Here is a 26,736-nt window from a genome sequence, read left to right as displayed (position 1 = left end):
AACCCAGGTAGCATGATGAAGCTTACAAGATCCCTGTTCCTCCTCGGCCTGCTGATCTCCCTGCCGCTGCAGGCGCTGACCCTGCACAGCCGCCACTACATACAGAGCAGCTACGCCTCCCAGGTGCCGGCCGAGCAGCACTGGCTCAGGCAGGTCAAGGCGCTGCGGGTCGGCGTGCTGCGCCACGACTATCGTCCGTTCGCCATGATAGTCTCGGACAGCCGCTTCGAGGGGATCTCCGCCGATTACCTGAACATAGTGGCCAAGACGCTGCAAAAGCCGATCGTGCTGCAGGCGTTCGATGACAAGCAGAGCGCGCTGGCCGCCTTGCGGGCGGGCAAGCTCGACCTGGTCAATCTCGGCAACCTCAGCCTGAGCAAGCGCCAGCTGAGCGGCATCGCCCTCAGCCAGCGTTACTTCAGCAACACCCCCATCTTCTCGGCCTTGAAATCTGAATCCGGCCCCCTGCTGCTGCCGGGCCAGCGCGTTGCCACAGTGCAGGGGTACGTCGATCCGGCCGAGTTCAAGCGCGACTACCCGCAGCTCACCCTGGTCAGCTACCCCTCCAACGTGGCGGCCTTCGATGCCGTTTTCTTCGGGCGGGATCAGCTGCTGCTGAGCGACATCCACTCCATGCACTACCTCAACAGCGAGCGCTTCGACAAACTCATCCAGCGCCGCGAGGCACAACCCAGCCTGGCCCCGGACGGCTTTCGCTTCGCGGTCTCGATGCGCAGCCCGCACCTGCTGGCCTTGCTCAACCGCACACTGCAAGAGGTCAACGACGTGACCCGCAGCCTCATCTTCAGCCAGTGGAACGGGCCCATCCGCGACATAGTCGACAACCCGGCCGACATCTATGACGCCGCCGAGCTGGCCTGGCTGGCCAGGGCCAAGCCCGTCAAGGTGTGGCTGGTGGACGATCTCTATCCCTATGGTGTGCGGGATTACGACAACCAGCTCACCGGCATGTCGGTGGACATGCTGGCCAAGCTGAGCAAGCGCTCCGGCCTGACGTTCGAATTCGTGTCATTTCGCTCGGAGCAGGCCCGCAACGAGGCCCTGCGCAGTGGCGAGCTCGATCTCATAGGCGCCATCTCCAAGCCGGTGGCCGAGAGCTACCGGCTGCACGCCTCCATCCCCTACTCCACCGACGATATCTATGTGATAGTCGCGCGCAAGGGGGATGAGTTGCATGGCACCCTGGAGGAGCTGGCGGGCAAACGGGTGGGTTCGACTGACTACAACCCCATAGCCAGGGGCCTGACCGCCAGCCAGGTGAGCTTCATGGAGAGTGCGGACGAGGCGATGCGGGCCGTCGACAGTGGCCAGCTCGATGCCGCCATAGTGCCGCTCTACTTTGCCCAGAACGCGGTGGACTGCGGCCGGCTGGCCAGGATCCGCATCGCCGGGCCCGCCGACAGCATGCCCATCAAGATGGGCTTTGCCAGCATGCCGGGCCACGACATGCTGATGCGCATCATAGACAAGACCATACTCTCCATCTCCCCCAACGAGCTGGCCATGATGAGCTACGAGTGGCGCAACCGGAAACTACCGGCGCCCACCTTCATGGAGCGCAACGCCCACTACTTCTACCTGCTGTTTGCGGCCCTGTTCGGCCTGGCCTTGCTGCTGTTTTACCGCAACCGCATGCTCAACCGGCTGGCACAAGCGGAGCAGGCCTCCCGCCGCCAGCTGGAGGAGCATGTGCGTTTCATCGAGGCGCTGGGGGAGAGTCTGCCCCACCCCATAGTGGTGCGTGACACGGGCGGCAAGGTGATCCTCTGCAACAGCAAGTACCTGGCCATACTGGACGCCCGGCTGGAGCAGGTGCTGGGCAAATCCTTCGTCGAAGGGCTTCGGGGGCACATCAATGCCGATGCCATCGCCGCGCTGGAGCAGGATTTCCAGCAGGCGCTGCGAAGCGGCAGCCCCATCCTCTCGGATCGCATCTTCAGCAACACGGAGCGGCGCCAGTTCGTCTACCACTGGATGGTGCCCTACTTCGACGGCCAGGGGGCCATCAGCGGGGTGATCAACGGCTGGATCGATATCACGGAGCGCAAGACCATGGAGGAGGCGCTGCGCCACGCCAAGGAGCAGGCCGACAACGCCAGCCGGGCCAAGAGCGATTTTCTCGCCACCATGAGCCACGAGATCCGCACCCCCATGAACGCCATTCTCGGCATGCTGGAGCTCGCCATTCAGGATCCGGCGCTCGCGCCCCACACAGGCGAGCAGTTGCGCATCGCCTCCGAGTCCGCCAACGGCCTGCTGGATCTCATCGGCGACGTGCTCGACATCTCCAGCATAGAGTCGGGCCAGATGACGCTCTCCCCCGCCCCCTGCGAGCTGGCGCCGCTGCTGCAATCCGTGGCCCAGGTGTTCAGGGGCATGGCCGAGCAGAAGGGGCTGAATTACCTCGTCACCCTGGACGCCCTGCCGCGGGTGCTGATCGATCCGCTGCGGCTGCGCCAGATCATCTTCAATCTGCTCGGCAACGCCATCAAGTTCACCGAACAGGGGGAGGTGAGCCTCAGGGCCACACTCGGCGGGGACGCCACTCGCCCCCTGCTGCTGCTCACCATAGCCGACAGCGGGGTGGGCATAGCACCCGACAAGCTGCCCCTGCTGTTCAACCCCTTCTATCGCGCCCACGACCCTTATCAGTACGCGGGCACAGGCCTTGGCCTCAACATTGCCCGGATCCTGTGCCAGATGATGGGGGGCAAGATAGAGGTCAGCAGCCAGCTCGGGGTGGGCACAGAACTCAGGATCCGCCTGCCGCTGACCCCGCTGGACGATGCCGCCGCGCAGCCGCCCTCGCCCCGACACGGCGACGGGGTCAGATCCCCGGCACCGGGTGGCGCGGCGCAACTGCAGATCCTGGTGGTGGATGACAACCACGCCAACCAGATACTGTTGCGCCAGCAGCTCAAGCACCTGGGTCACGAGGTGAGCGTGCGCGGCAACGGAGTCGAGGCGCTGCGGGCCATCCAGAGCCACCCCTTCGATCTGGTCATCACCGACTGCCAGATGCCGCTGATGGATGGTTTCGAGCTGACTCGCCGCATCCGCGCCCGCGGCCATGAGCTGCCGATCTGGGGCTTCACCGCCCATGCCCTGCCCCGCGAGCGGGCGCTCTGTCTGGCCGCCGGCATGGATGATTGCCTCTACAAGCCCATAGGTCTTGCCCGCCTGCGCACCGCGCTCGCCAGCCTCAACCAGCTTGAGACCCGGCCCCGGACAGGCGAGCGGGTTTAACCCTGCATGGATGACTGCCTCTACCACATCCATCGAGGGCTGGCCCGCCTGCGCACCGCGCTCGCCAGCCTCAACCAGCTTGAGGCCCGGCCCCGGACAGGCGAGCGGGCTTAAGGGCTGGAGTATCCGCCCGCAAGCGTGTGTAATAGCCGTTTGTTTTCAGCAGGCGCGCACACTTCATGCAACTCAAACCGCTTCTCAAGGGGCGCTTTCAGCCCCACTGGCAGGCCGGCCACGATCTCATCGAACAGGTAGTCAGCTCCTGCATCACGGAGCGGCGGCTTATCCCGGAAGGGGAGCCCCTGATGCGCCAGGGGGAGCCGTTGCGGGATCTGGTGCTGGTGAAGAGCGGCCGCATCGCCATGGGCCACACAGCCATGAATGGCCGCCGCTTTCAGCTCGGCACCCTGGAGTGCGACAACCAGCTGTTTGGCGAGATGGAGTTCTTCACCGGCTACCGCTGCCAGCTCGACATCATGGCCGAGGAGCCGCTCGAAGTGGCCCGCATCGACGGCGAGCAGCTGGAGCAGGCGCTGGTCGCCCATCCCAAGGTGGCGCTCTTCTTCGCCACCGCCATCGCCATCGACTATCAGGACACTGTGGATATCTTCACCTGCCGCATGCTCTACCCCATCAGCTACAACATCGCCCTCGACCTCTATCACAGCCACTGCCACGACAACCCGGTGAGCGGCTTTCGCAAGGGGTATCAGGAGGCGGAGCGCTTCGGCACCACGGACAGGGTCTACCGGCGAGCGGTGAAGGAGTTGATGGACAAGGGGCTGGTGGTGCGCGGCGAGGAAGGGTTGCAGATCCGCGATCTGACGGGGCTCAAGGCGTTTCTGGAGCAACCATAAACAAAGCGGGCAACGCCCGCCGACAGGGTGCAATAACAAGATAAAAAGAGGGGCGGTCGATACCGCCCCTCTTGCTGTTTACTCTCCCGCTCAGGCCAGACAGGACTGGGGCCGAGCCATTTTCAGCGACGCCACCAGCATGGCGAGGATCAGGCCGTAGATCATCGGGATGGCATACATCACCGCCTGCAGACCTATCACCTGCTCGAACAGGGCGCTGATGGCCGGGCTGAACATGGCCCCGGCGCTGCCGCTGATGAGGATGTAGGAGACGTTCTTGCTCGACGCCTGGCGCACGAACGACACCCCATAGGCAATAAAGGCGTTGTAGAGGGCCGCGCAGACGAAGCCGTAGCCATAGGTGAGATAGGGCAGCTGGCTCAGGCTGTCGGTGGTGACGATGAGCGTCGTCATCCCCATCGCCAATGTGATGATCACCAGCAGGAAGGTGCGGATCGGAATGCGGGTGACGATGGCGGTCGACACCAGGGCGCCGAGCAGGGCCGCAGTCCAGTACTGGGTGATGATATTGCCCGCCTCCTCAAACGGAATGCCGAACTTGTTCTTCACGAACATGGGTGCCCAGGTGAGGAAGGTGTAGAGCGCCAGCATGCCGAGAAAGAGCCCCAGGCCGCCGCTGATGATGCCAAGGTTCCACTCCGAGTGCTCGTTGCCGGCGCTCTCGCCCCCCGCCTCGCAACTGCGAAAGTTGGTCAGCACCGCCACCAGCATGGTCGCCAGCGCCACCACACCCACCGCCAGATAACTCCAGCTCCACGCCATGGCGTGGGTCAGGGTGTAGGTGGTGATGAGTGGAAAGACCACCCCGGCCACGTTGAAGGTCGCATCCTGCACCACCAGCATGGTGCTCTGCATCCGCGCCTTCCAGACGCTCACCACCAGGGTCCCCGCAATGCAGAGCCCCACCCCGCCACACAGACCAATCACCGTCATCGCAGCCATCACCACATAGAGGGAACCGGTCAGGTGAAGCGATGCCGCCGCCAGCGCGATCAGGCCGTAGCAGAGCAGCGTCATCCGCTTGAGACCCACCTTCTCGATGAGGAAGAAGGCCGCTATGGTGCCCGCCAGCGCCCCGCCGTTGAGCAGGGAGAAGATGGAGGCCACCTGATTGACGTCGGCGCCGAACTTGGCGGCTATGGGGTCGATCAGCATGCCGAACTGGGTCGCAAAACCGGCCATCACGAAGTTGGCCAGGAAGCTGATGGCCGTGAGGGAGAGCTTATTGTTCATATTGGATCTCTCATAAGGGTCAGGGTGCGTGCAGGGTACAGCGGGGTGGCGGCGCTACAGCGCTGTGTGCAGCGCCAGCTCGATCATCTGGTTGAAGGAGAGCTGCCGCTCGGAGGCGCTGGTCTCTTCACCGGTCAGGCAGTGGTCTGAGACAGTCAGTATGGCGAGCGCCTCTATCCCCTGCTGATGGGCCAGCCCGTAGAGACCGGCTACCTCCATGTCGATGCCGAGCACACCGAACTTCTCCAGCGCCGGGATCAGGTTTTCGTCCGGATCGTAATAGAGATCGCCGGTGAAGATATTGCCCACCTTGACCGGAATGCCCTTCTCCTGCGCCTTGGTGAACGCCTTGTGCAGCAGGGCGAAATCGGCCGAAGTGGCCATCTGGTAACCGGCGCTGCGCTTGGCATTGGTCGGGGAGTCGGTGCCCGCCGCCTGCGCCAGAATGACGTCACGCATCTGCACGTGGCGCTGGGTCGCCCCCAGACTGCCGATGCGGATGATACGCTTGACCCCGAAGTCGTTCACCAGCTCGTGGGCGTAGAGCACCATGGAGGGGATCCCCATGCCGTGGCCCATCACAGAGATACGCTGGCCGTTGTAGTAGCCGGTGTAGCCCAGCATATTGCGCACATTGGTCACCTCGCGCGCATCGGTCATAAAGGTCTCGGCGATATAGCGGGCCCGCAGCGGGTCCCCCGGCATGATGACGGTCTCGGCGAAATCGCCCGGGTTGGCATTGATATGAGCTGTCATTGTTGTTGTGCTCCAGTTTGACTCGTTTTTTGTTTTGATGTGGCCATCCTAGTCCCCGCCCCGCCTCCCCTTGCAGGACAAAAGTCCTGTTGCGCCGATCGAGATCCCAGTTCCGGCAACTTCTCCAAGGCCACCCCCGGTTGCTCGCCTTCGCCGCCGCTTATCTGCTCTCAATCAGCCCTGCCCTTGCGGCAAGCGCCCCATCACTCGCTCAGCGATAACGCCCCTGCGCACAAAATAGCGCGGGGGGCCATCAGGCCCCCCGCAAACACACCGGATAAGAAAACGCCTTACTTGGCGGCGCTATCCTTCACACACTTCTGGACAAAGCTGTTCTTGGCCGCGCCAGCCAGCTTCTTGTCAGCAGCCGCCTTCTCGCACTTGGCCGCCGGATCCATAGCCGCGCCCGTCTTCACGCACTTCTGGATAAAGCTGTTCTTGGCCGCACCGGCCAGCTTCTTGTCAGCCGCCGCCTTCTCGCACTCGCCGCTCGCAGCGCCGGCGGCATCTTTCACGCACTTGCCCACAAAGCTGGTCTTGGCGGCGCCCGCCAGTTTTTTGGCCGCGGCCTGCGCCTCGCACTGCAACTGGGCAGCGTCGTTGGCAAAGGCCGGATTGGCCAGCAGCACGCTGCCGCAGAGCAGGCCGAACAGGATGGCAATACGCTTCATATGACGTTCCTTATTGTGATGTGTTTGCAACTGCTGATTGTTGCCACAGATCCCCTGCATTGCCAGTCAGGTCCGCAAGGAGCAGGGCACCATAGCCGCACTATAGCGCCGATTGGCTAAGCGGGATTCTCCCCGACCAGCTCCGCCTCAACAGCAAGCCAGACCCCTCTTCTCCGCCACGCCTGCCAACCCCAATAAAATCAAGGGCCATGGGAATCCAGCCCTCTGTATCTGCCATTTCTTGAGCTGGCGCATAAAACGCAGATATTCCTGATAGTTACGTCAATTTTTGACTGGTGAGCCGAGTGAAAATCTAGGATGGAAAATCTAGGACACCCACCTTTCTGAGCCAGCCACTGCTCGGCTGGCTATCTCTGCAATCATGAATACTGACTCCAAGAAAACAGTAAAAATCGGGCAAACGAGCAGTTTTTGCCTGACAGATCACTTGTACAAACGTGGCAATGCCTGACACCGGAACATAGGCCAGAACGAGGAGAAGACAGGGTCTAGCGGATTAGTACGGTGGCTGGTGACATCGTTGTTGACCACAGTGGTGGGCGAACTGCCGACAATGCGCCTTGTCTCCCACAACTCTGAGCCCTTGTCGCCGAAACAGGGTCACCTGTTTCAGCCATCGGGTACCATCCAGGTTCAACCGCACCAAGATTGGGGCCAGGCGGACCGGAATATAACCCCGCTTGTCGGTCCGAATTGCACGGCCGGTCCAGTCAACCAGCATCAGATAGTCAGAAAAGGCATAGGGCAGGCCGTCAGGTTCGCACTTACTGGCAAACGGCAGCAATAGTGGTGGCAAAACATCGGTGCCGGGATCTTTCTCGAGACGCTGTTTGATACTGGTGTAATCGCTCTGCTCGGGCCGGTCAGCCAATCCAGCCCGTATCGGGTTGAGGTCCACATACGCCATGCAGGCGAGCAGGGCCGACTCGGTCAGCAAAGCCTGGCTTTTGAAGCGCCCTTCCCAGAAATGGCCCTTGCAGCCATCTTCCCGATTGGCCTGCCGTGCCAGGGTTTCATTGAGCAGCCGCACAAACCAGCTAATGGAGTGAAGCCGCTCGCGCCACTCCCCTATCAGCTGCTGCACCACAACCAGCTCGGGCTCAATCAGGGATTCCCCCTGGTACCAGCGCCGTACCTGCAGCGGCCATTGAAACAGGGCAGCCCAGCGCTCGGCCACCTCCCGCTCGCTCCAGCTGGCAGCTGTATCGGGTTCCACCTTGAGCACCAGATGGTAGTGGTTGCTCATCACCGCATAGGCGCAGACGCTGATGGCGAACAGACGCGACAGCTGGCCCAGCTTGTCAACCACCCACTGGCGCCTGTGCTCGTAACTCTGGCCAGAATGAACATCTTCCCCACACAGGAAAGCACGCCGCACACAGCGGCTGACCACATGGTAGTAAGGCGTATCCTGCAAGCTGATCTGACGTAAACGGGCAATGGTCATGGCTCACCCCTCGACAGTGACCTCTCATCTCAAGCCAAGTACAGGGTTACGCCGCTGCCAAAAAGGTGGGTGACCCAATTTATCCCAGAAACTATTACTATCCAGCCCCCACTAAACAACATACGAACGCCTCTACTCGAAGCCCAAGAATAAAGCCAGTAATGATTGAAAAGTAAAATATATACACTTGCAACTGTCTTGTCATCATCATTTTAAAAAGATGAACACACACAAATTTCAGTATACAGCTCACGACAAGGTAAATAGCAAAAATAAATAGCGCAACCAGCAATTCTCACTCCACCATAAAATATAGAAAGACCATAGGAGAATATACTACTCTGGCCATTCATTACTTTTTAGATGGCAAGATGCACATCCACCGACAACAGAGGCACCAATAGCAGCGGCAAGCTTAGGGTTATTTGTGAACTTTTCAACTACACCGGCAGCAGCTCCTCCTGTAGCTAAAACGGATAGTTTATACATGTCCAAATCTTCTCCAAAGGCATACGACTCTGCAATTGCCCCAAATGCTGCTAGCGAAGCTCCTTGTGCAGCAGCAACAAATACCATGCCAGCGCCTCTAATAATATAACCATATGCATTACTATACCCAGAAGGATGCATGCCACTCGGTTCTATATACATCAACTCTTTTCTCCTAACAGCATCATGGAAGTATGATAGTGTTAAGTTTTTATTATCCTCATATGCTACTCTATCACCATCTTTAAATGATGTTTCTCCAATCAAAATTAACTTTTCCTTGAGCTTAGGAAAAATATTGTAAACTGCATGGTCACGCTCTGAATCTAAAATAAAACGGCCATATGATACTGTCATATCATTGGGTTCTAAATATGCAGCGCCAGCAATAGATGCGAATTTTATAGTCTCCGATGTCATATTTACCAGTGTATATACTTCAGGCTGAACATGATCATTTTGTGGCCTGTTAAAAATTTTACAGCGTTTACTACCAGCTTTCAAAATAAAGTATGGTTTCCCCACCCAACCACATCGCAAAGGATCTATTGCTATTTTGATAGGGCTTATCCTTATCTCATGATGTAGTTTTGCACGCTGTTCCTCCGTCAATGGAAAAGCATGAACACTGATTGAAAATAAAAAAATAAGGATGAATCTAAGTATATTCATAATCATACGACCACGCAAATGATAATCATTTTCATTTTGCATGGATAGTATTCACCCATGCTTTGTATGTCAACCAATAGCTATTTTTTCGTAACCATATGGGGGGATAATCCAGAATATTAGGGAAAAATTTCGGGCACTTAATTTTCTAAACTATCGATTCCCCAGTTTCCCTACCCAGGGTATATTCCCGCCCAATCCCCACTCCCGTAACAAACTCGGGATCGTGGGAGAGCAGCAGCAGCAATGTGTCCGGGTAATCAGCCAGCACCTGTGTGAGCAACTGGCGAGAGGCGTTATCCTGGTGGCTGTCCAGCTCATCTAGCAACCGCAACTCGGGCTGTTGGACCATCGCCATCAGCAGGATGCTGTAACTTATAGGATTACATCCAACAACGAGGTCCCGTAGGCGCTATCTATGGTGCAGCGTCACTGCCCATCGGCCTCTTTGCGAAACACATAGGTGGCGCGGCGGGTTTCATCAGTCAGGCCCCCCTGACCATCCGGGTAATCGAGCCGGGTCTCCATGATCACCAGCGCATTGTCGGCCCCCTCGATCACCTCCATGGCGCCCTGCTCCACCTTGAGCTGCCCCTGAAAGTAATCCGAGATTGCGGTGAAGGCGCGGCGGATGGCGGGAATGCCGCGCACCACCATACCGGGCTTGACCACCAGGGCGGCGTCCTCGGCGTAGAAGGCCATCAAGGCGTCGAAATCGCGCCGGGAGATGGCGGCATCGCAGGTCTCGATGAGAGTTCGAAGGGGATGCTGACTCATCTTCACTCCTTATATGGGGCGGCTTGACCGCCCTGTCACGGATAGAAAACAACGGATAGAAAAATCCCCCGAGGTCGGGGGATTGGCAATCAACTTAACCGAGCAGGAAGGCCCTTAGGCGAGCAAACTCCGCCGGCAGGTTGTGGGACAAGAGCGGCAGCACGGCATGCTTGGCCAGCGGGCCCGGCAGCGGCACATCCAGCCCCAGGATCTCGTCCACCGACTCCTTGAACTTGGCAGGATGGGCGGTGCAGAGGAAGACCCCCACCTCATCTTCACCGAGCTGCTCGTTCAGCAGATCCCAGGCGATGGCGCCGTGGGGCTCGCACAGGTAATCCAACTGGTGCAGGCGTTTGAGCGCATCGCGGGTCTGAGCGTCGTCACGCATGCCTGACCCCAGGGTTTCCAGCGCCCAGCCGTTGCGGCGGCACAGCTCCTCTACCCTAGGGGGGGGGGGCCTAGGCCAGTTGTTGGGGCGGCTCACATCCATGGCGTTGGAGAGGGTCGCGACCGTCTGGTGCGGCTCCCACTGACCGGATTTGAGGTAGCGCGGCACTGTGTCGTTGGCGTTGGTGGCAGCGATAAAGCGCTTCACCGGCAGCCCCAGCGCCTTGGCGATGAGGCCCGCAGTCAGGTTGCCGAAGTTGCCGGACGGCACGCTGATGACCGCCTTGGCGCGATCCGCTTTTGGCAGTTGGGCCAAGGCCTCGAAATAGTAGCAGACCTGGGCCAGCAGGCGGCTGATGTTGATGGAGTTGGCGGAGTTGAGGCCGATGGCCTTTTTCAGCGCCTCGTCATCGAACGCATCCTTCACCAGCGCCTGACAGGCGTCGAAGTCGCCATCGATGGCGATGGTGCGGATGTTGCCGCCCAGGGTGCAGAACAGCGCCTCCTGCAGGGGGCTGATCTTGCCCTTGGGATAGAGAATGACCACCTCAATCCCCTCCAGGCCATAGAAGGCGTGGGCCACGGCGGCGCCTGTGTCACCGGAAGTGGCGGTGAGTATGGTGATCTTGTCGTTGGTTCTGAACGCGGCCAAACACTGGGCCATAAAGCGGCCGCCGAAGTCCTTGAAAGCCAGGGTCGGGCCGTGGAACAGCTCAAGGGCATAAGTGCCATCTTTGAGCTTCACCAGGGGTGCCGGGAAGGTGAAGGCGGCGTCGATCAGCTCGCTGACCTTGGCCGCAGGCACCTCGTCCCCCAGCAGGTGGCTGATGATGCGTGCCGAGCGAGGCACGAGTGGCAGCGCCAGCAGGGCGTCCACATCGGCCAGCGGCGCAATCACCTCGGGGAAGAAGAGACCCTGATCGCGGCCCAGCCCCTGACGCACCGCCTGCGCGAAGCTCACCTGTTCACTCTTGTCCTTGATATTGTAAAGATTCATAGCTCGCTTCCTGTTACCCGTGCCCCGGTCATGTCCAGTTTGCAGACCCGGGCAAATCCATCTTCGTTGTGCACAAAATGTGCGTCCATCCAATCCTTCATGCGCTCGGCCTGGGCCAGATCCTTCATCACCACGAAGACGCTGGGGCCCGAGCCGGAGATGCCGGTGGCCAGCGCCCCGTTCTGGGCGGCCTGGGCCCGCACCTCGTTGAAACCTTCGATCAGCGCCGCGCGGTAAGGTTCGGCAATCACGTCTTTCAATACGCTCGCGGCCAACCCCTCCTGCCCTGTGTAGCTGGCGTGCACAAAGGCAGCCAGCCGACGACCGTAGGTGAGGCAATCCTGACGGCGATATTGCGCAGGCAGTATGGCGCGGGCAGCGGCGGTCGACACCACAGTACCCGGATAGCAGACCACCCAGTACCACTGCTCGAACACAGGTATGCCCTGGCTGATGACGCCGTGCTCTTCCAGCACCAGCTGCATGCCGCCGAGATAGCAGGGGGCCACGTTGTCGTAATGGACCGAGCCGGAAATCTTGCCTTCCATCTCCCCCATCAGCAGCAGCAGGTCGTGCTCATTGAGCGGCGCGCCGTGGAAGGCGTTGAGGCCTTCGAGTGCCGCCACCACGCTGCAGGCGCTGGAGCCCAGACCCGAGCCCACCGGCAGGTTCTTCTCCAGCACCATTTCGAGGGGCTTGAGTTTGATGCCGCGCTTCTCCAGCGCCTCGCCATAGGCGAGCCAGCAATCATAGAGGATGTTCTTTTTCGGATCGTCGGGCAGCTTGTGGGCATAGCGGCCCACGGAAGAGAGGGCGAACGCCACGTCAGCCGCCTTCACCTGGACCCGATCCCCCAACAGGGAGCCATCCACGGGGGCGAGCGCCGCCCCCAACACATCGAATCCCACGCTCAGGTTGGCGCTGGAGGCCGGGGCATAGGCCACCACGCTACCGCTCTGGTACATGTCTGAACTCATGCTTACAACTCCTGCTTCCAGTTCTGGGTGCGCAGCACGTCGGCAAAGACGCCGGCGGCGGTCACTTCGGTACCGGCGCCATAGCCGCGCAGCACCAGCGGGATCGGCTGGTAGTAGGTGGAGAAGAAGGCGAGCGCGTTCTCCCCGTCTTTCACCTTGAACAGCGGCTCGTCAGCGCCGACCGCCTTGATGGCGACCTTGCACTTGCCACCCTCGATGGAACCCACGTAGCGAAGCACCTTGCCGTCACGTTGGGCCGCCGCGAACTGGTCGCGGAACCAACCGTCAGCCTCCGGCAGGCGGGCCATGAAGGCTTCCACGTCGCCGCTCACGTCAAAGCCCGGCGGCAGAGCCTGCTCTACCTCGACATCGGAGAGCTCCAGCGCCATGCCGGCCTCGCGGGCCAGAATGAGCAGCTTGCGGGCCACGTCCATGCCGTTGAGATCGTCGCGCGGATCCGGCTCGGTAAAGCCGTTGCCACGGGCAATCTTGGTGGCATCGGAGAAGGCCATGTCCTCGTCCAGCTTGCCGAAGATGAAAGAGAGTGAACCGGACAGCACGCCGTCGAAGGCGCGCAGCTTGTCGCCGGCCTTGATGAGGTTCTGCAGGTTCTCGATGACCGGCAGACCGGCGCCGACGTTGGTCTCGTACAGGAACTTGCGGCGAGTCTGGCGGGCAGTGCGGCGCAGCGCCTTGTAGTAATCGAGCGACCCTGTGTTGGCCTTCTTGTTCGGGGTGACCACGTGGAAACCGGCGGCCAGGAAGTCGGCGTACTGGACGGCGACCGCCTCGCTCGAGGTGCAATCCACGATCACCGGGTTGATGAGGTGGCTCTCCTCCACCAGCTTTTGCACCGCTTCCAGACTGAAGCTGTCGCGCGCCTCCACCAGCTGTTCACGCCAGTTGGCGAGATTCAGCCCATCCTTGTTGACCGCCATCTGGCGGCTGTTGGCGATGCCGACTACCCGCAGGCCTGTACCCTGCTCGGCCAGCACGGGTTGCTGGCGGGCGATCTGATCCACCAGGGCCGCACCGACGCCACCGACACCGACCACGAACAGGTCGATGAACTGCTGGCTGCCGAAGAAGTTCTGGTGGCAGGCCTTGATGGCTTCCGCCACCTTGCGATCCCGCACCACGGCGGAGATGGAGCGCTCGCTCGACCCTTGCGCGATGGCGACGATGTTGATGGAGGCCTGAGCCAGCGAGGTGAAGAAGCGAGCCGCCATCCCCTTGCTGGTGCGCATGCCGTCACCGATCAGGGAGATGATGGCGAGATCGCTCATGATCTCGAGCGGATCCAGCAGCTGGTTCTTGAACTCCAGCTCGAACTCGCGCTCCAGCACCTTGCGAGTCTTGTCGCTGTCATAGCTGTGGATACAGAAGCTGACGCTGTATTCAGAGGATGACTGGGTGATGAGGACTATACTGACCCCGGCGCGGGAGACGGCGGAGAAGATGCGGCCGGCCATGCCCACCATGCCCTTCATGCCGGGGCCGGAGACGTTGAACATGCACATGCCGGACAAGTCCGAGATGGCTTTCACCTTCAGGTCGTCATCCCCCTGCTCGACACCGATAAGCGTCCCCGGCCCCTGCGGGTTGAAGCTGTTCTTTATGAGGCAGGGAATGTGGAACTGGGCCACCGGCGCGATAGTTTTCGGGTGCAGCACCTTGGCGCCAAAATACGAGAGCTCCATCGCCTCTTTATAGGAGAGGGTTTTCAGCAGGTAGGCATCCGGCACCAGGCGCGGGTCGCAGTTGTAGCAACCCTCCACGTCAGTCCAGATCTCGCAACACTCGGCATCGACGCAGGCGGCCAGCACGGCGGCTGAGTAATCCGAGCCGTTACGACCCAGCAGCACGGTCTCACCCTTGTCGCTGCCACCGGTGAAGCCCGGCATCAGGTAGAGACAATCGGAACGCAGCCCCTTGGCGGCAAAGCGCAGGCGGGAGGCCTCGATGTCGACGTGAGCTTCGAGGTAGCCGCCGTCGGTGGCCAACAGTTGCTCCGGTACTATGATATCCAGCTCGAGGCCGCGCACTCGCAGCAACTCGTGCATGAAGGCGATGGAGAGGTTCTCGCCACGGCTCAGGATGCGGGCCTGTACGTTGTCCGGGCAGAGCCCCAGCAGCCTTATGCCCTGCATCAGTCGCTCTACCTGATCCAGCTCGGCGGTGAGACGAGCCTGCAGCGCCTTGTCGTCCAGCGCCGGATAGGCTGCCTTCAAGCCGGCCAGCAGGCGAGAGAAGATGCCGTTGATTTCAAACAGGGTGGAACTGGCATCCATGCCGCGACTGGTCTGCTCCACCAGGGCGACCAGGTGATTGGTCACCTTGGCTGGTGCCGACAGCACCAGGGCAACCTGGGATTGGCCGTGGGTATTGACCGCGATATCGGCTACCCGTAAAAAACGCTCTGCGTCGGCCAGTGACGACCCGCCAAACTTCAACACTCTCATCGCTTATCTCCCTGTGAACCCTGCAAATTGATCTGAAAACGGTCTAAAAACAACTCAACAAAAAGGCCCGTACTGGGTGGGTACGGGCCTTTTTTGATTTCTGTGCTTGTTCGTCAGCGCATCAACCGGCCCCAGTGCCACCTGTGGTGGTACCGGTAATAATGGTGGTGGTGATGATGACGTTGGTGAATGACTGCATGACGAACACTCTTGAACGAAGCTGGCTTTTAGCAATACCGCGCCGGGCGCAGGGCTGTCAACCTAAACCTCTTTGCCGAGTTTGCGGGCGAGGTCTTTACAGAGCAGATGCAGCATATTCAAATCCCGCTGCGGCAGCATGGGCACTCGGTCCATTACCCATTGATGTAGTTTTTCATCCTGAGAAACTCCGAGTTCACCAAGTATTTCTGCTGTTTTGTGTTTCAGTACCCGAACCTGCCCGGCGTTATCAAAATTTTCTGCTATAGCCTGCGGCTCATCCAGCAACTGGCTCATCTCGTAGGCATACAGCATGATCGCCTGCCCCAGGTTCAGCGACGGGTAGCTCACCTTGAGCGGCAGGTAGCTCAGCAGGTCGGCGTGGGCCAGCTGCTCATTGGAGAGGCCGGACTCCTCACAGCCGAAGACGATGGCGACCTTGCCGAGTGAGGGCTTGGCGCGGATCTGCTCGCGGATCTCCCCCGGCGTGAGGTAGTGCTGATAGCGGCCGCGCTGACGGGCCGTGGTGGCGATCACCAGATCCATGTCGGCAAGCGCCTCCGGCAGGGTGTCGAATGCCTCTGCGTTGGTCAAAATGTCCTGCGCCCCGTGGGCTACCCAGCTCGCCTCCTCCTCTTCGTGTACCCGGCTCGCCACCAGTCGCATGGCATCGAAGCCCATGGTTTTCATGGCGCGGGCAGCGGCCCCGACGTTGGGTGCCCGGGCAGGCGCCACCAGCACAAAATAGAGTTTCATTGGGTTTCCTCTTGGGCAGGCCGACCGCTCGAACAGGCGGCAAGTGGTCGGCAAAACAGGGGCGCAATCTACCGTTTATCCCCCGAAATTGCCACTTGAACAGACGTTTGAATGTTGCCATAGTGGCCAGACGTGTGAACAAACTGCCAGCCATTCTCGGCATGAATGCCGCGATTGATTGAGCGCTTGCAGGGCAAGGACAGGACGACAGACCAGCCCCGGACTCAGCCGCCATACCGGCCGACACATCACAAGGAAGAGAGAGATGCAGCAGCCATTGGAACAGGCCGTCGCCGAGACTATCTTGCAACGCTTCGAGTCGTTTTACAGCCGGTTTCTCGAGATAACCCAGGGCAGCAAGAGCCGCTTCGAGAACAGCGACTGGCTGGGAGTGCAGCTCGCCGGGCGTGAGCGCATTCGCCTCTACGATCACCACGTCGGCGCCACCACGGCCCTGATCAAGCAGATGATGGGGGAGCATCACGCCACTCAGGAGCTGCTCAAGCGGGTAAAGGGCGCCTTCAGCGATCTGCTGCCCCGCTGTGACAACTTCGAGGTAGCGGAGTCCTTCTTCAACTCCGTCTATCGCCGCATCTTCCGCCATCGCAACATTCGCGACGAGAACCTCTACATCCACCCGTTTCGCAGCCGGGGAGAGCATCCCGACTTGAGCGCCCTGCTGCGGGTCTATCGCACCGATCTGGCCCACCTGCCGCAGACCCTGAGCCAGATGCTGGGGGATTACAGCTTCACCCTCCCCTACGAGGACAAGCAGCGCGACATTGTCGACATCCACCGCCATCTTGCCGAGAACGGCCCGCAGATCCTGCATGAAGAGCCGTTCGCCATCGAGCTGCTCAAGGAGGTGTTCTACCGCAACAAGGGGGCTTATCTGGTGGGGCTTATTCGGGTGAAGGGACAGGTATTCCCCTTCATTCTGCCGCTGCTCAGCACAGGCCAGAGCATCTATGTGGATACCGTCATCTTCGAGCCTGAGCTGGCTTCCATCGTATTCGGTTTCGCCCGCGCCTACTTCATGGTCTACGCCCCCGTGCCGGCGCTGTTTGTGGTGTTTCTGCGCCAGATCATGCCCCACAAGCCCGATTACGAGATCTACAACGCCATCGGCTGCCAGAAGCACGGCAAGACAGAACTCTATCGTCACTATCAGCAGCACCTGGCCCAGAGCCGGGAGCAGTTCGTCATAGCCCCCGGCATCAAGGGGATGGTGATGAGCGTGTTCACCCTCCCCTCCTATGACGTTGTGTTCAAGGTGATAAAAGACGAGTTCACCCCGCCCAAGGACGTGAGCCACGAGCAGGTGAAGGCCAAGTACCGGCTGGTAAAGCAGCACGATAGGGTCGGTCGCATGGCCGACACCCAGGAGTTCACCAACTTCGAGTTTCCCCTGGATCGCATCTCCCCCGAGCTGCTCACCGAGCTGAAAACGGTGGCCCCCTCGGCGCTCACCATCACCAGCGACAAGCTGGTGATAAAACACCTCTACACAGAGCGCAAGATGATCCCGCTCAACCTCTATCTGGACAAGGCGGACGAGCAGCAGACCCGGCTCGCTCTGGAGGAGTACGGCAACGCCATCAAACAGCTGGCGGCGGCCAACATCTTCCCCGGCGACATGCTGTTCAAGAACTTCGGCGTCACCCGCCACGGCCGGGTGGTCTTCTACGACTACGACGAGATCTGCTACATGACGGAGTGCAACTTCCGCCAGATCCCGCCACCGCGCTACCCGGAAGATGAATGGAGCGCCGAGCCCTGGTATTCGGTGGCCCCCAACGACATCTTCCCCGAGGAGTTCGCCACCTTCCTGCTGCAAAAGCCCCAGGTGCGGGAGATCATGATGCAACTGCACAAGGAGATGTTCGACGCCAACTACTGGAAGATGCTGCAGAGCAACATCAAGGTGGGGGTGTTCGAGGATGTCTATCCCTATCGACGCAAGAAGCGCTTCAAGTTCCAGCGGGGGGGATGAGGATTAGCTCGTGGCGCCTTGCCGGTGACTCAAGATGCGATGCATCTTGCGATGCTTGCTGGCACAAGCCGCAAAACGGCATTGAAAAAGGGACGCCGCGGCGTCCCTTGCTGATCGCGGCTGCCTGCTCGCGCTACGACAGCCTCTGACAGGAATATCAGTTACTTGGCGGCCGGCATGGCATCGAAGGTGAGCAGCGCCACCTTGTTGGCATCACTCAGCACCAGCTGTTGGCCGCTGACCTTGAAGGTTGCCACCTTCTCCAGTTTCTGCAGATAGAGCATCTCCTTGCCGGCCAGATCGCCCATGCACATCATGCGGGTCGAGCCCATGGCCCCCAGCGTCAATACACCGTCACCCTGCTGGGTGATGCCGCCAAAATAGCGGTTGCAGCCGCCCTTGCCCGCCACCTTGTCACCCGCAACCTGCAGGGTGAAGGTATCGCCGCTCGCCCCCTGCAGCTGCCAGGTGGAGGCTTGCAGTTGAGCCAGATTGGAACCAGTTGCCATGGCGCAGCCTCCCAGTGCCAGTGCGGCCAGCAGGGTCAGTTTCTTGTTCATGGGTTCACCTCTTGATGTGAGAGAAATAGGGGAAGGAAAGTGATGATGGTGGCCTGTTTATCATGAGTCGGCGGCAGATTAAAACTGTTTTATTGTGATCTGGGTTGCCTTTACTAGCAGCTGGCATGTGCCATGCTTGTATTCCTGTTCCGGACCCAGGGAGGGGAAAAGAATGGTCAAACCACTCATCATCGCACTCGCTTCATGCCTCAGCCTCGGTGCCCAGGCCGCCGACTGGGATTTCCTCAAGAGCGAGGCAAACAGCCAGCTCTACGTAAAAAGCTATTCCGGCGTGCTGCTCGGCAGCCAGTCCCATCACAGCGACAATTTCGATCTCTGGCTCATCAACACCGGCTACCAGTATCCGGTACAGGATGATGTCAGCCTCTACATGGAAGCCGGGCCGGCTGTGGGTACCCACAGCGAGCAGACTGGCTTCAATATCAGCTCGGGGGTGCGTTATCAGCTCTCCCCCTCGCTGAACATCGGCAGCCAGCTCAAGCAGCTGGAAGTGAACAAGGCCAGCACACTGCTGGAGCTCAACACCAGCCTGCTGCTCACCCCGCAGCTGGCCATCACGGCCAACTATGGCGTCAGCGCCTTCAGCACGGAACAGTCCCTCAGCATAGGCGTCGGCCTCAACTTCTGACCGCTCAGATGAGCCGGGTGGCGCTCACCAGTACGCCGTTGAGGTCGGCGTAGACGTAGTCACCCGGATGTATGGTCATCCCGGCAAACGACACCACGGCATCCAGCTCACCCTGACCCCGCTTCTCGGTCTTGACCGGGCAGGCCGCCAGCGCCTTGACCCCCAGCGCCAGCGTCGCCAAGGTGCCCACGTCGCGTACGGCGCCGTGGATCAGGATCCCCTCCCATCCCTGCTCCGCCGCCTTGATGGCCAGCTGATCACCGAGCAGGGCGCGGCGCAACGAACCACCGCCATCGATCACCATCACCCGCCCCTGGCCGGGCCGAGTGACCAGCTCCCGCACCAGGCTGTTGTCTTCATAGCAGGAGAGGGTAACCGCCTGGCCATAAAACAGCGGCTTGCCACCAAAATTGTGGAACAGCGGATCGGCCACTTGCAGGGCATCGCCGTGTTGATCGCAGAGGTCGGGCAGTAGATCCAGCATCATAAGCTTCCTTCCATGGACATGAATTCGCTCATTCTTTCATCAAGCCGGGTCTCTGACAATCCAGTGGGATTCAATTCTGCCCAGATGGAGAGGTATGCCTTTCATCAATACCGGCAACAACCAGAGCTCCCCCCGCTCCACCCAATAGAGGGCGTTCTGGCCGAAACGGGCTGCCAGATCGATGGCCTCAGCGCGGGAGGAAGCCAGCAACAGCGACGATTCACGCCAACTTTCATCGGGCGAGCTCCCCCAGCAGGGCCCCATGGCCATCATGCGGGGAGATGCCGCGATCACCCGCCAGAGAGCCCGCTGGCGCCGGGTATTACGACGCATTCCCACCTCGCGACTGGCCGGATTCCAGGCCGTCACTATGGCGTAGGCGGGCCATTGCGGCGCCGCAAAGGGTGCAATAAAACAAATTTTTCTGTAGTTTTCCCACAAATTCATGTCAACCACATGTTACATTCCATTACATTTTATAAGGGCGAAAATGGGGGCAACCCCAAGTATCATGCTGTGAACTCAGGGTTTGACCTATATCAAACCAGAGTTAAAAAGTTGCTATCTGACGGCAAAGAGTGTTGTTATGCGCCTGTTAACTGATAAAATGCAGCCACTTTTGTAATGGACTACCTTTCCAGGCTTCTCTCGATCAGACTTGTTGAGAGCCTATGTGTGGCACAGGGATGTTTGCCAACGCTGATGCCAAATTCGCGATAATCCGACCTGACATTCATACCCAGGATGACGTAATAAATTTTCAGGACCGGTCGGGTAACGCCAAAGAGTGTTAAAATTTAGATAACTAACTGATAAGAATCTGGGAATACTCATGCAAACACCACACATTCTGATCGTCGAAGACGAACTGGTCACCCGCAATACCCTGAAAAGCATCTTCGAGGCCGAAGGCTACATAGTGCTCGAAGCCAACAATGGCGACGAGATGCATCAAGCCCTGACCGCCCACACCATCAATCTGGTGATCATGGACATCAACCTGCCGGGCAAGAATGGCCTGCTGCTGGCACGCGAGCTGCGTGAAGATGACAACATAGCCCTGATGTTCCTGACCGGCCGTGACAATGAAGTGGACAAGATCCTGGGTCTGGAAATCGGCGCCGATGATTACATCACCAAGCCGTTCAACCCCCGTGAACTGACTATCCGTGCCCGCAACCTGCTGAGCCGCACCATGAATGTGGCCGCCGGTGGCGAAGAGAAGAAGCTGGTTGAACGTTACCTGTTCAACGGCTGGGCACTGGACATCAACAGCCGCGCACTGGTCAGCCCGGCTGGCGACATGTTCAAGCTGCCGCGCTCCGAATTCCGTGCCATGCTGCACTTCTGCGAAAACCCGGGCCAGATCCAGACCCGTGCCGAGCTGCTCAAGAAGATGACAGGCCGCGAGCTCAAGCCTCACGACCGTACCGTGGATGTCACCATACGCCGTATTCGCAAGCACTTCGAAAGCGTCAATGACACCCCGGAGATCATCGCCACCATACATGGCGAAGGCTACCGCTTCTGTGGCGAGCTGGAACAGGAATAATCCCTGCTCGTCGGATCCCAGTGTGGTAAGAGAGGCGCCGTTGGCGCCTCTTTCGTTTACGGCGATCGAGGCAAGCACAGCGGGCAACACCCGATGAGCCAGAAAACAAAAAGCCCACTCGCAGGAGTGGGCTTTTTGCATGAAAGCTGGAGCGGGCAGCGGGAATCGAACCCGCATCATCAGCTTGGAAGGCTGAGGTAATAGCCATTATACGATGCCCGCTAGGCATCAAAATCGCAGCAGATACCAGGCATCAAACGAACGTCGAGAAGCAGTGCGCTAATAACAAGACGGCTTGGTTACCGGGGATCAGAATGTGGAGCGGGTGATGGGAATCGAACCCACGTATGCAGCTTGGGAAGCTACCGTTCTACCATTGAACTACACCCGCGTCAGGGCCTCTACTATATGCATTTTGCCGCCGAGCGCAATCACCGCAGTGCTGTTTTTTACCATAAATCAAGCTGTTCGACCAACTAATGAGCAGCAAGCTGTTTTTTCCATCAAACATTTTCAACACCGGGAATTTACAAGGTTGCCAATGCCGGGGGCCGAGGATAGTCTTGCGCCACTCGACGCGAGGATGGTGGTAATGGACAAGAAAACTCAGAAACATCTCTATGGCTGGTTGCGCAACCAGTCGAGCCACGGCCGACGCTGGATCGGTCTCTCCATCGGCTTTGGTCTGGGTCAGGGCATACTGATGGTGGCACAGGCCTGGTTGCTGGCGACCCTGTTGCATGGCTTCATCATAGAGGGAGCCACTCCGGAACAATCCATTCCCCTCTTCATTACCCTGCTGCTGGTCACCCTGACCAAGGCGGCGCTGGCCTATGGCCGTGAAGTGACCAGCTTCAAGGCGGGCAGCGCGGTGCGCCAGGCCATTCGCGAGCTGGTGCTCACTCGCCTCGGCCGGCTCGGCCCCGCCTATATCCAGCGACGCCCGGCCGGCAGCTGGGCCAGCCTGCTGCTGGAACAAATTGAAAACATGCAGGATTTCTTCTCCCGTTACCTGCCGCAGATGGCCATTGCCGTCTTTATTCCCGTGGTGATCCTGGTGGCCGTGTTCCCGGTCAACTGGGCGGCGGGTCTGATCCTGCTGGGCACGGCGCCCCTCATTCCGCTGTTCATGATCCTGGTGGGGGTGGGCGCCGCCGATGCCAACCGCCGCAACTTCCAGGCGCTGGCGCGCCTCTCCGGCCACTTCCTCGATCGCCTCAAGGGGCTGCGCACTTTGCAACTCTTCATGCGCACCCAGGCGGAAGGGGATGCCATTCGCGATGCCTCGGAAGATTTTCGCGAGCGCACCATGGAGGTGCTGCGCCTCGCTTTCCTGAGCACGGCCGTGCTGGAATTCTTCGCCGCCATCTCGGTGGCGCTGGTGGCTGTCTACTTCGGTTTCTCCTACATAGATCACCTGAACTTCGGCCACTATGGCACCAAGGTCACCCTGTTTACCGGCCTGTTCGTGCTCTTCCTCGCCCCCGAGTTCTACGCCCCGCTGCGCGAGCTTGGCGCCCACTACCACGCCAAGGCGCAGGCCATAGGCGCGGCCGAGCAGTTGCTGGAATTCCTTGAGGCCGACGTGAGCGAGCCAGCCTCTGGCAAGGCCCCTTTCCATGCCGACACCCCCATCAAGGTCGAAGCCAAAGACCTTGAAGTACTGAGTGCCGAAGGCAAGGTGCTGGTCGGCCCCATCGACTTCACCCTGGAGGCGGGTTCACGCACGGCGCTCATCGGTGTCAGCGGCGCCGGCAAGAGCTCGCTCGTCAACGCCCTGCTCGGCTTTGCCCCCTATCGTGGTGAGCTCAAGGTCAACGGCCAGGAGCTGGCCAGCCTCGACATGAGCCAGTGGCGGCTGCAGCTGGGCTGGCTCTCCCAGAACCCGCAGCTGTTCCACGCCTCCTTGCGCGACAACCTGCTGCTGGCCAAGCCGTCAGCCAGCGATGCCGAGCTGGAAGCCGCCCTGAAACGGGCACAAGCCTGGGAATTTGCCATGGAGAAGGGGCTCGACTATCCGGTCGGGGATCAGGCGGGCGGCCTCTCGGTCGGTCAGGCCCAGCGTCTCGCCCTGGCCCGTACCCTGCTCAAGTCCACCCAGCTGATGGTACTGGATGAGCCCACCGCCAGCCTGGACCGCCACTCGGAGCGCGCCATCATGACCACGCTGGAGCAGGCGATGGCGGGCCAGACCCTGCTGATGATCACCCACCGCCTCGATCAATTGACCAAGATGGACAAGATACTGGTGCTGGCGCGCGGCCAGCTGGTGGAGCAAGGCAACTTCCAGCAACTGAGCAGGGCGCAGGGCCCGTTCGCCCGCCTCTTGTCCCAACACCCGGGGGATTCTCTCGATGACTGATCTATTGCCGTTTCTGCGCCTCTATCGTCAGCACTGGCTGAGCCTCTCGCTGGGCCTGCTACTGGCCCTGGTGACCCTGGTGGCCGGCATGGGACTGCTGTCGCTCTCCGGCTGGTTCCTCTCCGCCGCCGCCGTGGCGGGGCTGGCTGTCGCCAGCCGCGACACCTTCAACTACATGACCCCGGCTGGCGGGGTACGTTTCTTCTCCATCATCCGTACCGCGGGTCGCTGGGGCGAGCGAGTGGTGAGCCACGACGCCACCTTCCGGGTGCTGACCCGGTTGCGGGTCTGGTTCTGGCAAAAGCTCTCGCCGCTCTCCACCGGCACCCTGGCCGGCTTTCGCCAGGCGGATCTGCTCAACCGGCTGGTAGCCGACATAGACGCCATGGATCACGTCTATCTGCGTCTGGTCACCCCCATAGGCGCGGCCCTGCTCAGCTGCGCCGGCCTGGTGTTCTTCCTCTCCTTCTTCGACGGCCGTCTCGCCCTGACTCTGGGCGCCATACTGCTGTTTGGCATGATAGCCCTGCCGCTGGTGTTCTACTTCCTCGGGCGCCAACCCGGTCGTCGGCTGATCGCCGAGAAATCGGCCATGCGTACCCGCATGGTGGACTATCTGGACGGTCAGGCCGAGCTGCAGATGTTTGCCGCCGCCCCCAAGGCGCTGACCGAGCTGAAACAGGCTGAACAGGCGCTGCTGACCGCCCAGGCCCGCATGGCCAGGGTGAGCGGCCTTGCCAACTTCTCGGTGCAGCTGCTCAGCGGCTGGACCCTGACTCTGATGCTCTGGCTGGCCGGCCACGGTGTGGCAGGTGCCGGGCCGGATCCCATCACGGCGCTGATGGTGTTTGCCACCCTGGCGAGCTTCGAGGCCTTGCTGCCGCTGGCGGGTGCCTTCCAGCACCTCTCCACCAGCCTCACCTCGGCCCGCCGTCTCAACGAGATACTGCAGGAGGCCAAGGCCCCCGAGTGGGGAGCCGAGCAGCAACACGCCAGCGTCGGCACCCTGCAGATAAGCGACCTCTATTTCGGCTATCCCGGCAACCCGCATCCTGTGCTGCGCGGTTGCACCCTGCAACTGCAGGCGGGCGAGAAGCTGGCGCTGCTGGGCCAGACAGGTTGCGGCAAGTCCACCCTGATGGGGCTGTTGACCCGGGAGTGGAGCCCGCAGGCGGGCAAGATCCTGCTCGATGGCAAGCCGCTCACCGACTACAGCGAAGGGGCGCTGCGCGCCTCGCTGTCGGTGGTGAGCCAGCGGGTTCACCTGTTTGCCGCCACCTTGCGCGACAACCTCAGGCTGGCGGCCCCGATGGCGTCTGACGAGCGGTTGACCGAGGTGCTGACCCAGGTCGGTCTGGCCAATCTGCTGGAGGATGACAACGGCCACAGCGACAGCGGACTGAACGCCTGGCTGGGAGACGGCGGTCGTCCGCTCTCCGGTGGTGAGCGACGCCGCATCGGCATCGCCCGCGCCCTGCTGCACGATGCCCCGCTCTGGCTGCTGGATGAGCCGACCGAGGGGCTCGACAGCCAGACCGAACGGGAGATCATGGACCTGTTGTTCAGACTGGGGGCGGATCGCTCCTTGCTGCTCATCTCCCACCGCCTGCTGGGGCTGGAACAGATGGACCGTATTGCCCTGATGGAAGAGGGGCAGATCCGCCTCTGCGCTCCCCATCACGAGTTGCTGGCCGATGATTACTACCGCAGCCTGCATCAGCGGCTGGCACCGGCATGATCGCAAGCACGGCAGAGGGGCGCACCTGCGCCCTTCTCACATCATGAATTGCTGGCCGATGATTACTACCGCAGCCTGCATCAACGGCTGGCACCGGCCTGATCGCAAGCACGGCAGAGGGGCGCACCTGCGCCCTTCTCACATCATGAGTTGCCGGCTGATGATGACTACCGCAGCCTGCATCAACGGCTGGCACCGGCCTGATCGCAAGCTCGGCAGAGGGGCGCACCTGCGCCCTTCTCACATCATGAGTTGCCGGCTGATGATGACTATCGCAGCCTGCATCAACGGCTGGCACCGGCCTGATCGCAAGCACGGCAGAGGGCCGCACCTGCGCCCTTCTCACACCACGAGTTGCTGGCCGATGATTACTACCGCAGTCTGCATCAGCGGCTGGCACCGGTCTGATCGCAAGCACGGCAGAGGGGCGCACCTGCGCCCTTCTCACATCATGAGTTGCCGGCCGATGATGACTACCGCAGCCGGTATCAGCGTGCAATAACCTGTCTGATCCCCGTCACACCCCGTCTCCATGGCTGAAAATGGGGCTGGTCGCAGGCAGCGACTGACCCCTATAATGACCCCCTCACAGTTCAACAAGATACCGACATGAAACGCCTTATCCTGATGATGCCCCTGATCGCCTCCGGTTGCGCCGACTTCTCTTTCAACAGCAACCTGGACAAGGAAAATTTCGACGAGTACTTCAAGCCGGGCGGCGTCCAGATCTATGAGCAGGGTCAGCTGGCTGACCTCAACTACCTCTACCTCGGCACAGTCGAGGGGGAATCCTGCCAGAGCGATGCCAAGCAGCCCATCCCCAACGCAGGTGAAGCCCGCACCCTGGCGCGCCGCCGCGTGGCCGACATGGGTGGCAACGGTGTCACCTTCGACAAGTGCGCCGAGTTCAGCGACACCCCGGGCTGCCTGAAACAGGTGATCTGCTACGGGCAGGCGCTGAAAGTGGCGCAAGAGAAGTAAAGACCCAATGGCACTGGCCATAGTCCGGCTCGGCAGCCCCCGCCTCCCCGATGAGGGGCTGCGCATCGGCACTGTGCGGCGCCCGCCCCGTGGCGTGCCCAAGAGCGAATTTGCCAGTCAGGATTGGTACGACGTCTGGTTCCCCAACCTGGCCCCCAGCAGCGAGACCATGAAGCTGGGCCAGGCTGCCGAGACCCCGGCCCAATGGGCGGCCTTCTGCAAGCAGTACAAGGCCGAGATGGCCAGCCCCTGCGCCCGCCACGATCTGGCGCTGCTGGCCGCCCTCTCTCACACCACCAACCTGTCGGTGGGTTGCTACTGTGAGCAGGCCGAACGTTGTCATCGCACCCTGCTGAAAGAGCTGCTGATCCAGTGCGGCGCCAGGCTGCGCTGACCCGCACCGCCGGTGAATGAAAGAGGGCGTCC

21 protein-coding genes, 2 tRNA genes, 1 pseudogene and 1 other annotated feature are annotated in these 26,736 nt (G+C 60.5%); of the genes and pseudogenes, 9 read left to right on the top strand and 15 right to left on the bottom strand.

Annotated features, from left to right (window positions below):
* Nucleotides 1-15: 15 nt before the first annotated feature.
* Together CK910_RS11985 and CK910_RS11980 are read left to right on the top strand one after the other, a co-directional pair.
* Entirely contained in the window at nucleotides 16-3,267 is a 3,252-nt protein-coding gene (locus CK910_RS11985) for a response regulator (RefSeq protein ID WP_098983247.1), read from the top strand.
* A gap of 179 nt (nucleotides 3,268-3,446) precedes the next feature.
* The gene (locus CK910_RS11980) at nucleotides 3,447-4,124 is read left to right on the top strand and encodes a Crp/Fnr family transcriptional regulator (protein WP_098983244.1); all 678 of its coding nucleotides are present in this window, start codon (nucleotides 3,447-3,449) and stop codon (nucleotides 4,122-4,124) included.
* 90 nt (nucleotides 4,125-4,214) lie between these two features.
* Here the strand turns inward: CK910_RS11980 and tsgA are convergent, their stop codons facing one another.
* From tsgA to CK910_RS11930, 10 genes and pseudogenes are all read right to left on the bottom strand, one after another.
* On the bottom strand, nucleotides 4,215-5,378 hold the full coding sequence (gene tsgA, locus CK910_RS11975; protein WP_098983241.1) for an MFS transporter TsgA: 1,164 nt from the start codon (nucleotides 5,376-5,378) through the stop codon (nucleotides 4,215-4,217).
* Nucleotides 5,379-5,432: 54 nt separating this feature from the next.
* The gene (gene deoD, locus CK910_RS11970; RefSeq protein ID WP_098983238.1) at nucleotides 5,433-6,134 is read right to left on the bottom strand and encodes a purine-nucleoside phosphorylase; all 702 of its coding nucleotides are present in this window, start codon (nucleotides 6,132-6,134) and stop codon (nucleotides 5,433-5,435) included.
* Between the two features lie 290 nt (nucleotides 6,135-6,424).
* Nucleotides 6,425-6,805 (bottom strand): hypothetical protein, encoded by a 381-nt coding sequence (locus CK910_RS11965; RefSeq protein WP_172955299.1) that lies wholly within the window; start codon nucleotides 6,803-6,805, stop codon nucleotides 6,425-6,427.
* A 517-nt stretch (nucleotides 6,806-7,322) separates the two neighbouring features.
* Nucleotides 7,323-8,273: a transposase gene (locus tag CK910_RS11960; protein WP_098983236.1), complete on the bottom strand. Its 951-nt coding sequence runs from the start codon at nucleotides 8,271-8,273 to the stop codon at nucleotides 7,323-7,325.
* A 336-nt stretch (nucleotides 8,274-8,609) separates the two neighbouring features.
* Nucleotides 8,610-9,476: a hypothetical protein gene (locus CK910_RS23725; protein ID WP_156995007.1), complete on the bottom strand. Its 867-nt coding sequence runs from the start codon at nucleotides 9,474-9,476 to the stop codon at nucleotides 8,610-8,612.
* 390 nt (nucleotides 9,477-9,866) lie between these two features.
* A pseudogene (locus CK910_RS11950) lies at nucleotides 9,867-10,211 on the bottom strand (YybH family protein); the annotation flags it as partial.
* A gap of 94 nt (nucleotides 10,212-10,305) precedes the next feature.
* A complete protein-coding gene (thrC, locus tag CK910_RS11945) occupies nucleotides 10,306-11,595 on the bottom strand; it encodes a threonine synthase (RefSeq protein ID WP_098983231.1) in 1,290 nt (429 codons plus the stop codon).
* Entirely contained in the window at nucleotides 11,592-12,572 is a 981-nt protein-coding gene (gene thrB / locus CK910_RS11940) for a homoserine kinase (protein ID WP_098983228.1), read from the bottom strand. Before thrB ends, thrC begins: the two co-directional genes overlap by 4 nt.
* 2 nt (nucleotides 12,573-12,574) lie before the next feature.
* Nucleotides 12,575-15,034: a bifunctional aspartate kinase/homoserine dehydrogenase I gene (gene thrA, locus CK910_RS11935; protein WP_098983225.1), complete on the bottom strand. Its 2,460-nt coding sequence runs from the start codon at nucleotides 15,032-15,034 to the stop codon at nucleotides 12,575-12,577.
* A gap of 56 nt (nucleotides 15,035-15,090) precedes the next feature.
* Nucleotides 15,091-15,223: a sequence feature (Thr leader region), on the bottom strand.
* Between the two features lie 72 nt (nucleotides 15,224-15,295).
* The gene (locus CK910_RS11930; protein WP_098983223.1) at nucleotides 15,296-15,988 is read right to left on the bottom strand and encodes a tRNA/rRNA methyltransferase; all 693 of its coding nucleotides are present in this window, start codon (nucleotides 15,986-15,988) and stop codon (nucleotides 15,296-15,298) included.
* Between the two features lie 265 nt (nucleotides 15,989-16,253).
* Between CK910_RS11930 and aceK the strand changes: the two genes are divergently transcribed.
* On the top strand, nucleotides 16,254-17,981 hold the full coding sequence (gene aceK / locus CK910_RS11925) for a bifunctional isocitrate dehydrogenase kinase/phosphatase (RefSeq protein ID WP_098983220.1): 1,728 nt from the start codon (nucleotides 16,254-16,256) through the stop codon (nucleotides 17,979-17,981).
* Nucleotides 17,982-18,142: 161 nt separating this feature from the next.
* On the opposite strand, the gene CK910_RS11920 is transcribed toward aceK, so the two are convergent.
* A complete protein-coding gene (locus CK910_RS11920) occupies nucleotides 18,143-18,541 on the bottom strand; it encodes an META domain-containing protein (RefSeq protein ID WP_042871037.1) in 399 nt (132 codons plus the stop codon).
* A 172-nt stretch (nucleotides 18,542-18,713) separates the two neighbouring features.
* Between CK910_RS11920 and CK910_RS11915 the strand changes: the two genes are divergently transcribed.
* On the top strand, nucleotides 18,714-19,190 hold the full coding sequence (locus CK910_RS11915) for a hypothetical protein (RefSeq protein ID WP_042871036.1): 477 nt from the start codon (nucleotides 18,714-18,716) through the stop codon (nucleotides 19,188-19,190).
* Between the two features lie 4 nt (nucleotides 19,191-19,194).
* Here the strand turns inward: CK910_RS11915 and CK910_RS11910 are convergent, their stop codons facing one another.
* A complete protein-coding gene (locus CK910_RS11910; RefSeq protein WP_098985066.1) occupies nucleotides 19,195-19,674 on the bottom strand; it encodes a putative 4-hydroxy-4-methyl-2-oxoglutarate aldolase in 480 nt (159 codons plus the stop codon).
* A 42-nt stretch (nucleotides 19,675-19,716) separates the two neighbouring features.
* Nucleotides 19,717-20,133, bottom strand: a complete 417-nt coding sequence (locus CK910_RS11905; protein ID WP_098983218.1) for a DUF3293 domain-containing protein — start codon at nucleotides 20,131-20,133, stop codon at nucleotides 19,717-19,719.
* A 376-nt stretch (nucleotides 20,134-20,509) separates the two neighbouring features.
* Between CK910_RS11905 and arcA the strand changes: the two genes are divergently transcribed.
* Complete coding sequence (gene arcA / locus CK910_RS11900; protein WP_010633329.1) at nucleotides 20,510-21,229, top strand: two-component system response regulator ArcA; 720 nt, start codon at nucleotides 20,510-20,512, stop codon at nucleotides 21,227-21,229.
* 147 nt (nucleotides 21,230-21,376) lie between these two features.
* Here the strand turns inward: arcA and CK910_RS11895 are convergent.
* Together CK910_RS11895 and CK910_RS11890 are read right to left on the bottom strand one after the other, a co-directional pair.
* Nucleotides 21,377-21,451 (bottom strand) — tRNA-Gly (locus tag CK910_RS11895).
* A 95-nt stretch (nucleotides 21,452-21,546) separates the two neighbouring features.
* Nucleotides 21,547-21,620, bottom strand: a tRNA-Gly gene (locus CK910_RS11890).
* A 201-nt stretch (nucleotides 21,621-21,821) separates the two neighbouring features.
* Here CK910_RS11890 and cydD point away from each other — a divergent pair.
* From cydD to CK910_RS11870, 4 genes are all read left to right on the top strand, one after another.
* The gene (gene cydD / locus CK910_RS11885; protein ID WP_098983215.1) at nucleotides 21,822-23,591 is read left to right on the top strand and encodes a heme ABC transporter permease/ATP-binding protein CydD; all 1,770 of its coding nucleotides are present in this window, start codon (nucleotides 21,822-21,824) and stop codon (nucleotides 23,589-23,591) included.
* Nucleotides 23,584-25,329, top strand: a complete 1,746-nt coding sequence (gene cydC, locus CK910_RS11880; RefSeq protein WP_098983212.1) for a heme ABC transporter ATP-binding protein/permease CydC — start codon at nucleotides 23,584-23,586, stop codon at nucleotides 25,327-25,329. The genes cydD and cydC overlap by 8 nt, the downstream gene beginning before the upstream one ends.
* 609 nt (nucleotides 25,330-25,938) lie before the next feature.
* Nucleotides 25,939-26,310, top strand: a complete 372-nt coding sequence (gene rcsF, locus CK910_RS11875) for an Rcs stress response system protein RcsF (RefSeq protein ID WP_042871028.1) — start codon at nucleotides 25,939-25,941, stop codon at nucleotides 26,308-26,310.
* Between the two features lie 7 nt (nucleotides 26,311-26,317).
* Nucleotides 26,318-26,704, top strand: coding sequence for a DUF488 domain-containing protein (locus CK910_RS11870; protein ID WP_043137973.1), 387 nt, complete (start codon nucleotides 26,318-26,320; stop codon nucleotides 26,702-26,704).
* Nucleotides 26,705-26,736 lie beyond the last annotated feature (32 nt).

Origin of the sequence: Aeromonas sp. CA23 (assembly GCF_002587065.1) — a bacterium.
Taxonomy (GTDB): Bacteria; Pseudomonadota; Gammaproteobacteria; order Enterobacterales; family Aeromonadaceae; genus Aeromonas; species Aeromonas bestiarum.
Note: the sequence above shows the minus strand (reverse complement) of the source record. Positions and strands in the feature narration are given on the sequence as shown.

What these genes read in the sequence shown, in the direction of transcription:
- CK910_RS11985 (WP_098983247.1), top strand. Translation starts at nt 16, where the DNA reads ATGAAGCTTACAAGATCCCTGTTCCTCCTCGGCCTGCTGATCTCCCTG.
- CK910_RS11980 (WP_098983244.1), top strand. Translation starts at nt 3,447, where the DNA reads ATGCAACTCAAACCGCTTCTCAAGGGGCGCTTTCAGCCCCACTGGCAG.
- tsgA (WP_098983241.1), bottom strand. Translation starts at nt 5,378, where the DNA reads ATGAACAATAAGCTCTCCCTCACGGCCATCAGCTTCCTGGCCAACTTC.
- deoD (WP_098983238.1), bottom strand. Translation starts at nt 6,134, where the DNA reads ATGACAGCTCATATCAATGCCAACCCGGGCGATTTCGCCGAGACCGTC.
- CK910_RS11965 (WP_172955299.1), bottom strand. Translation starts at nt 6,805, where the DNA reads ATGAAGCGTATTGCCATCCTGTTCGGCCTGCTCTGCGGCAGCGTGCTG.
- CK910_RS11960 (WP_098983236.1), bottom strand. Translation starts at nt 8,273, where the DNA reads ATGACCATTGCCCGTTTACGTCAGATCAGCTTGCAGGATACGCCTTAC.
- CK910_RS23725 (WP_156995007.1), bottom strand. Translation starts at nt 9,476, where the DNA reads ATGCAAAATGAAAATGATTATCATTTGCGTGGTCGTATGATTATGAAT.
- thrC (WP_098983231.1), bottom strand. Translation starts at nt 11,595, where the DNA reads ATGAATCTTTACAATATCAAGGACAAGAGTGAACAGGTGAGCTTCGCG.
- thrB (WP_098983228.1), bottom strand. Translation starts at nt 12,572, where the DNA reads ATGAGTTCAGACATGTACCAGAGCGGTAGCGTGGTGGCCTATGCCCCG.
- thrA (WP_098983225.1), bottom strand. Translation starts at nt 15,034, where the DNA reads ATGAGAGTGTTGAAGTTTGGCGGGTCGTCACTGGCCGACGCAGAGCGT.
- CK910_RS11930 (WP_098983223.1), bottom strand. Translation starts at nt 15,988, where the DNA reads ATGAAACTCTATTTTGTGCTGGTGGCGCCTGCCCGGGCACCCAACGTC.
- aceK (WP_098983220.1), top strand. Translation starts at nt 16,254, where the DNA reads ATGCAGCAGCCATTGGAACAGGCCGTCGCCGAGACTATCTTGCAACGC.
- CK910_RS11920 (WP_042871037.1), bottom strand. Translation starts at nt 18,541, where the DNA reads ATGAACAAGAAACTGACCCTGCTGGCCGCACTGGCACTGGGAGGCTGC.
- CK910_RS11915 (WP_042871036.1), top strand. Translation starts at nt 18,714, where the DNA reads ATGGTCAAACCACTCATCATCGCACTCGCTTCATGCCTCAGCCTCGGT.
- CK910_RS11910 (WP_098985066.1), bottom strand. Translation starts at nt 19,674, where the DNA reads ATGCTGGATCTACTGCCCGACCTCTGCGATCAACACGGCGATGCCCTG.
- arcA (WP_010633329.1), top strand. Translation starts at nt 20,510, where the DNA reads ATGCAAACACCACACATTCTGATCGTCGAAGACGAACTGGTCACCCGC.
- cydD (WP_098983215.1), top strand. Translation starts at nt 21,822, where the DNA reads ATGGACAAGAAAACTCAGAAACATCTCTATGGCTGGTTGCGCAACCAG.
- cydC (WP_098983212.1), top strand. Translation starts at nt 23,584, where the DNA reads ATGACTGATCTATTGCCGTTTCTGCGCCTCTATCGTCAGCACTGGCTG.
- rcsF (WP_042871028.1), top strand. Translation starts at nt 25,939, where the DNA reads ATGAAACGCCTTATCCTGATGATGCCCCTGATCGCCTCCGGTTGCGCC.
- CK910_RS11870 (WP_043137973.1), top strand. Translation starts at nt 26,318, where the DNA reads ATGGCACTGGCCATAGTCCGGCTCGGCAGCCCCCGCCTCCCCGATGAG.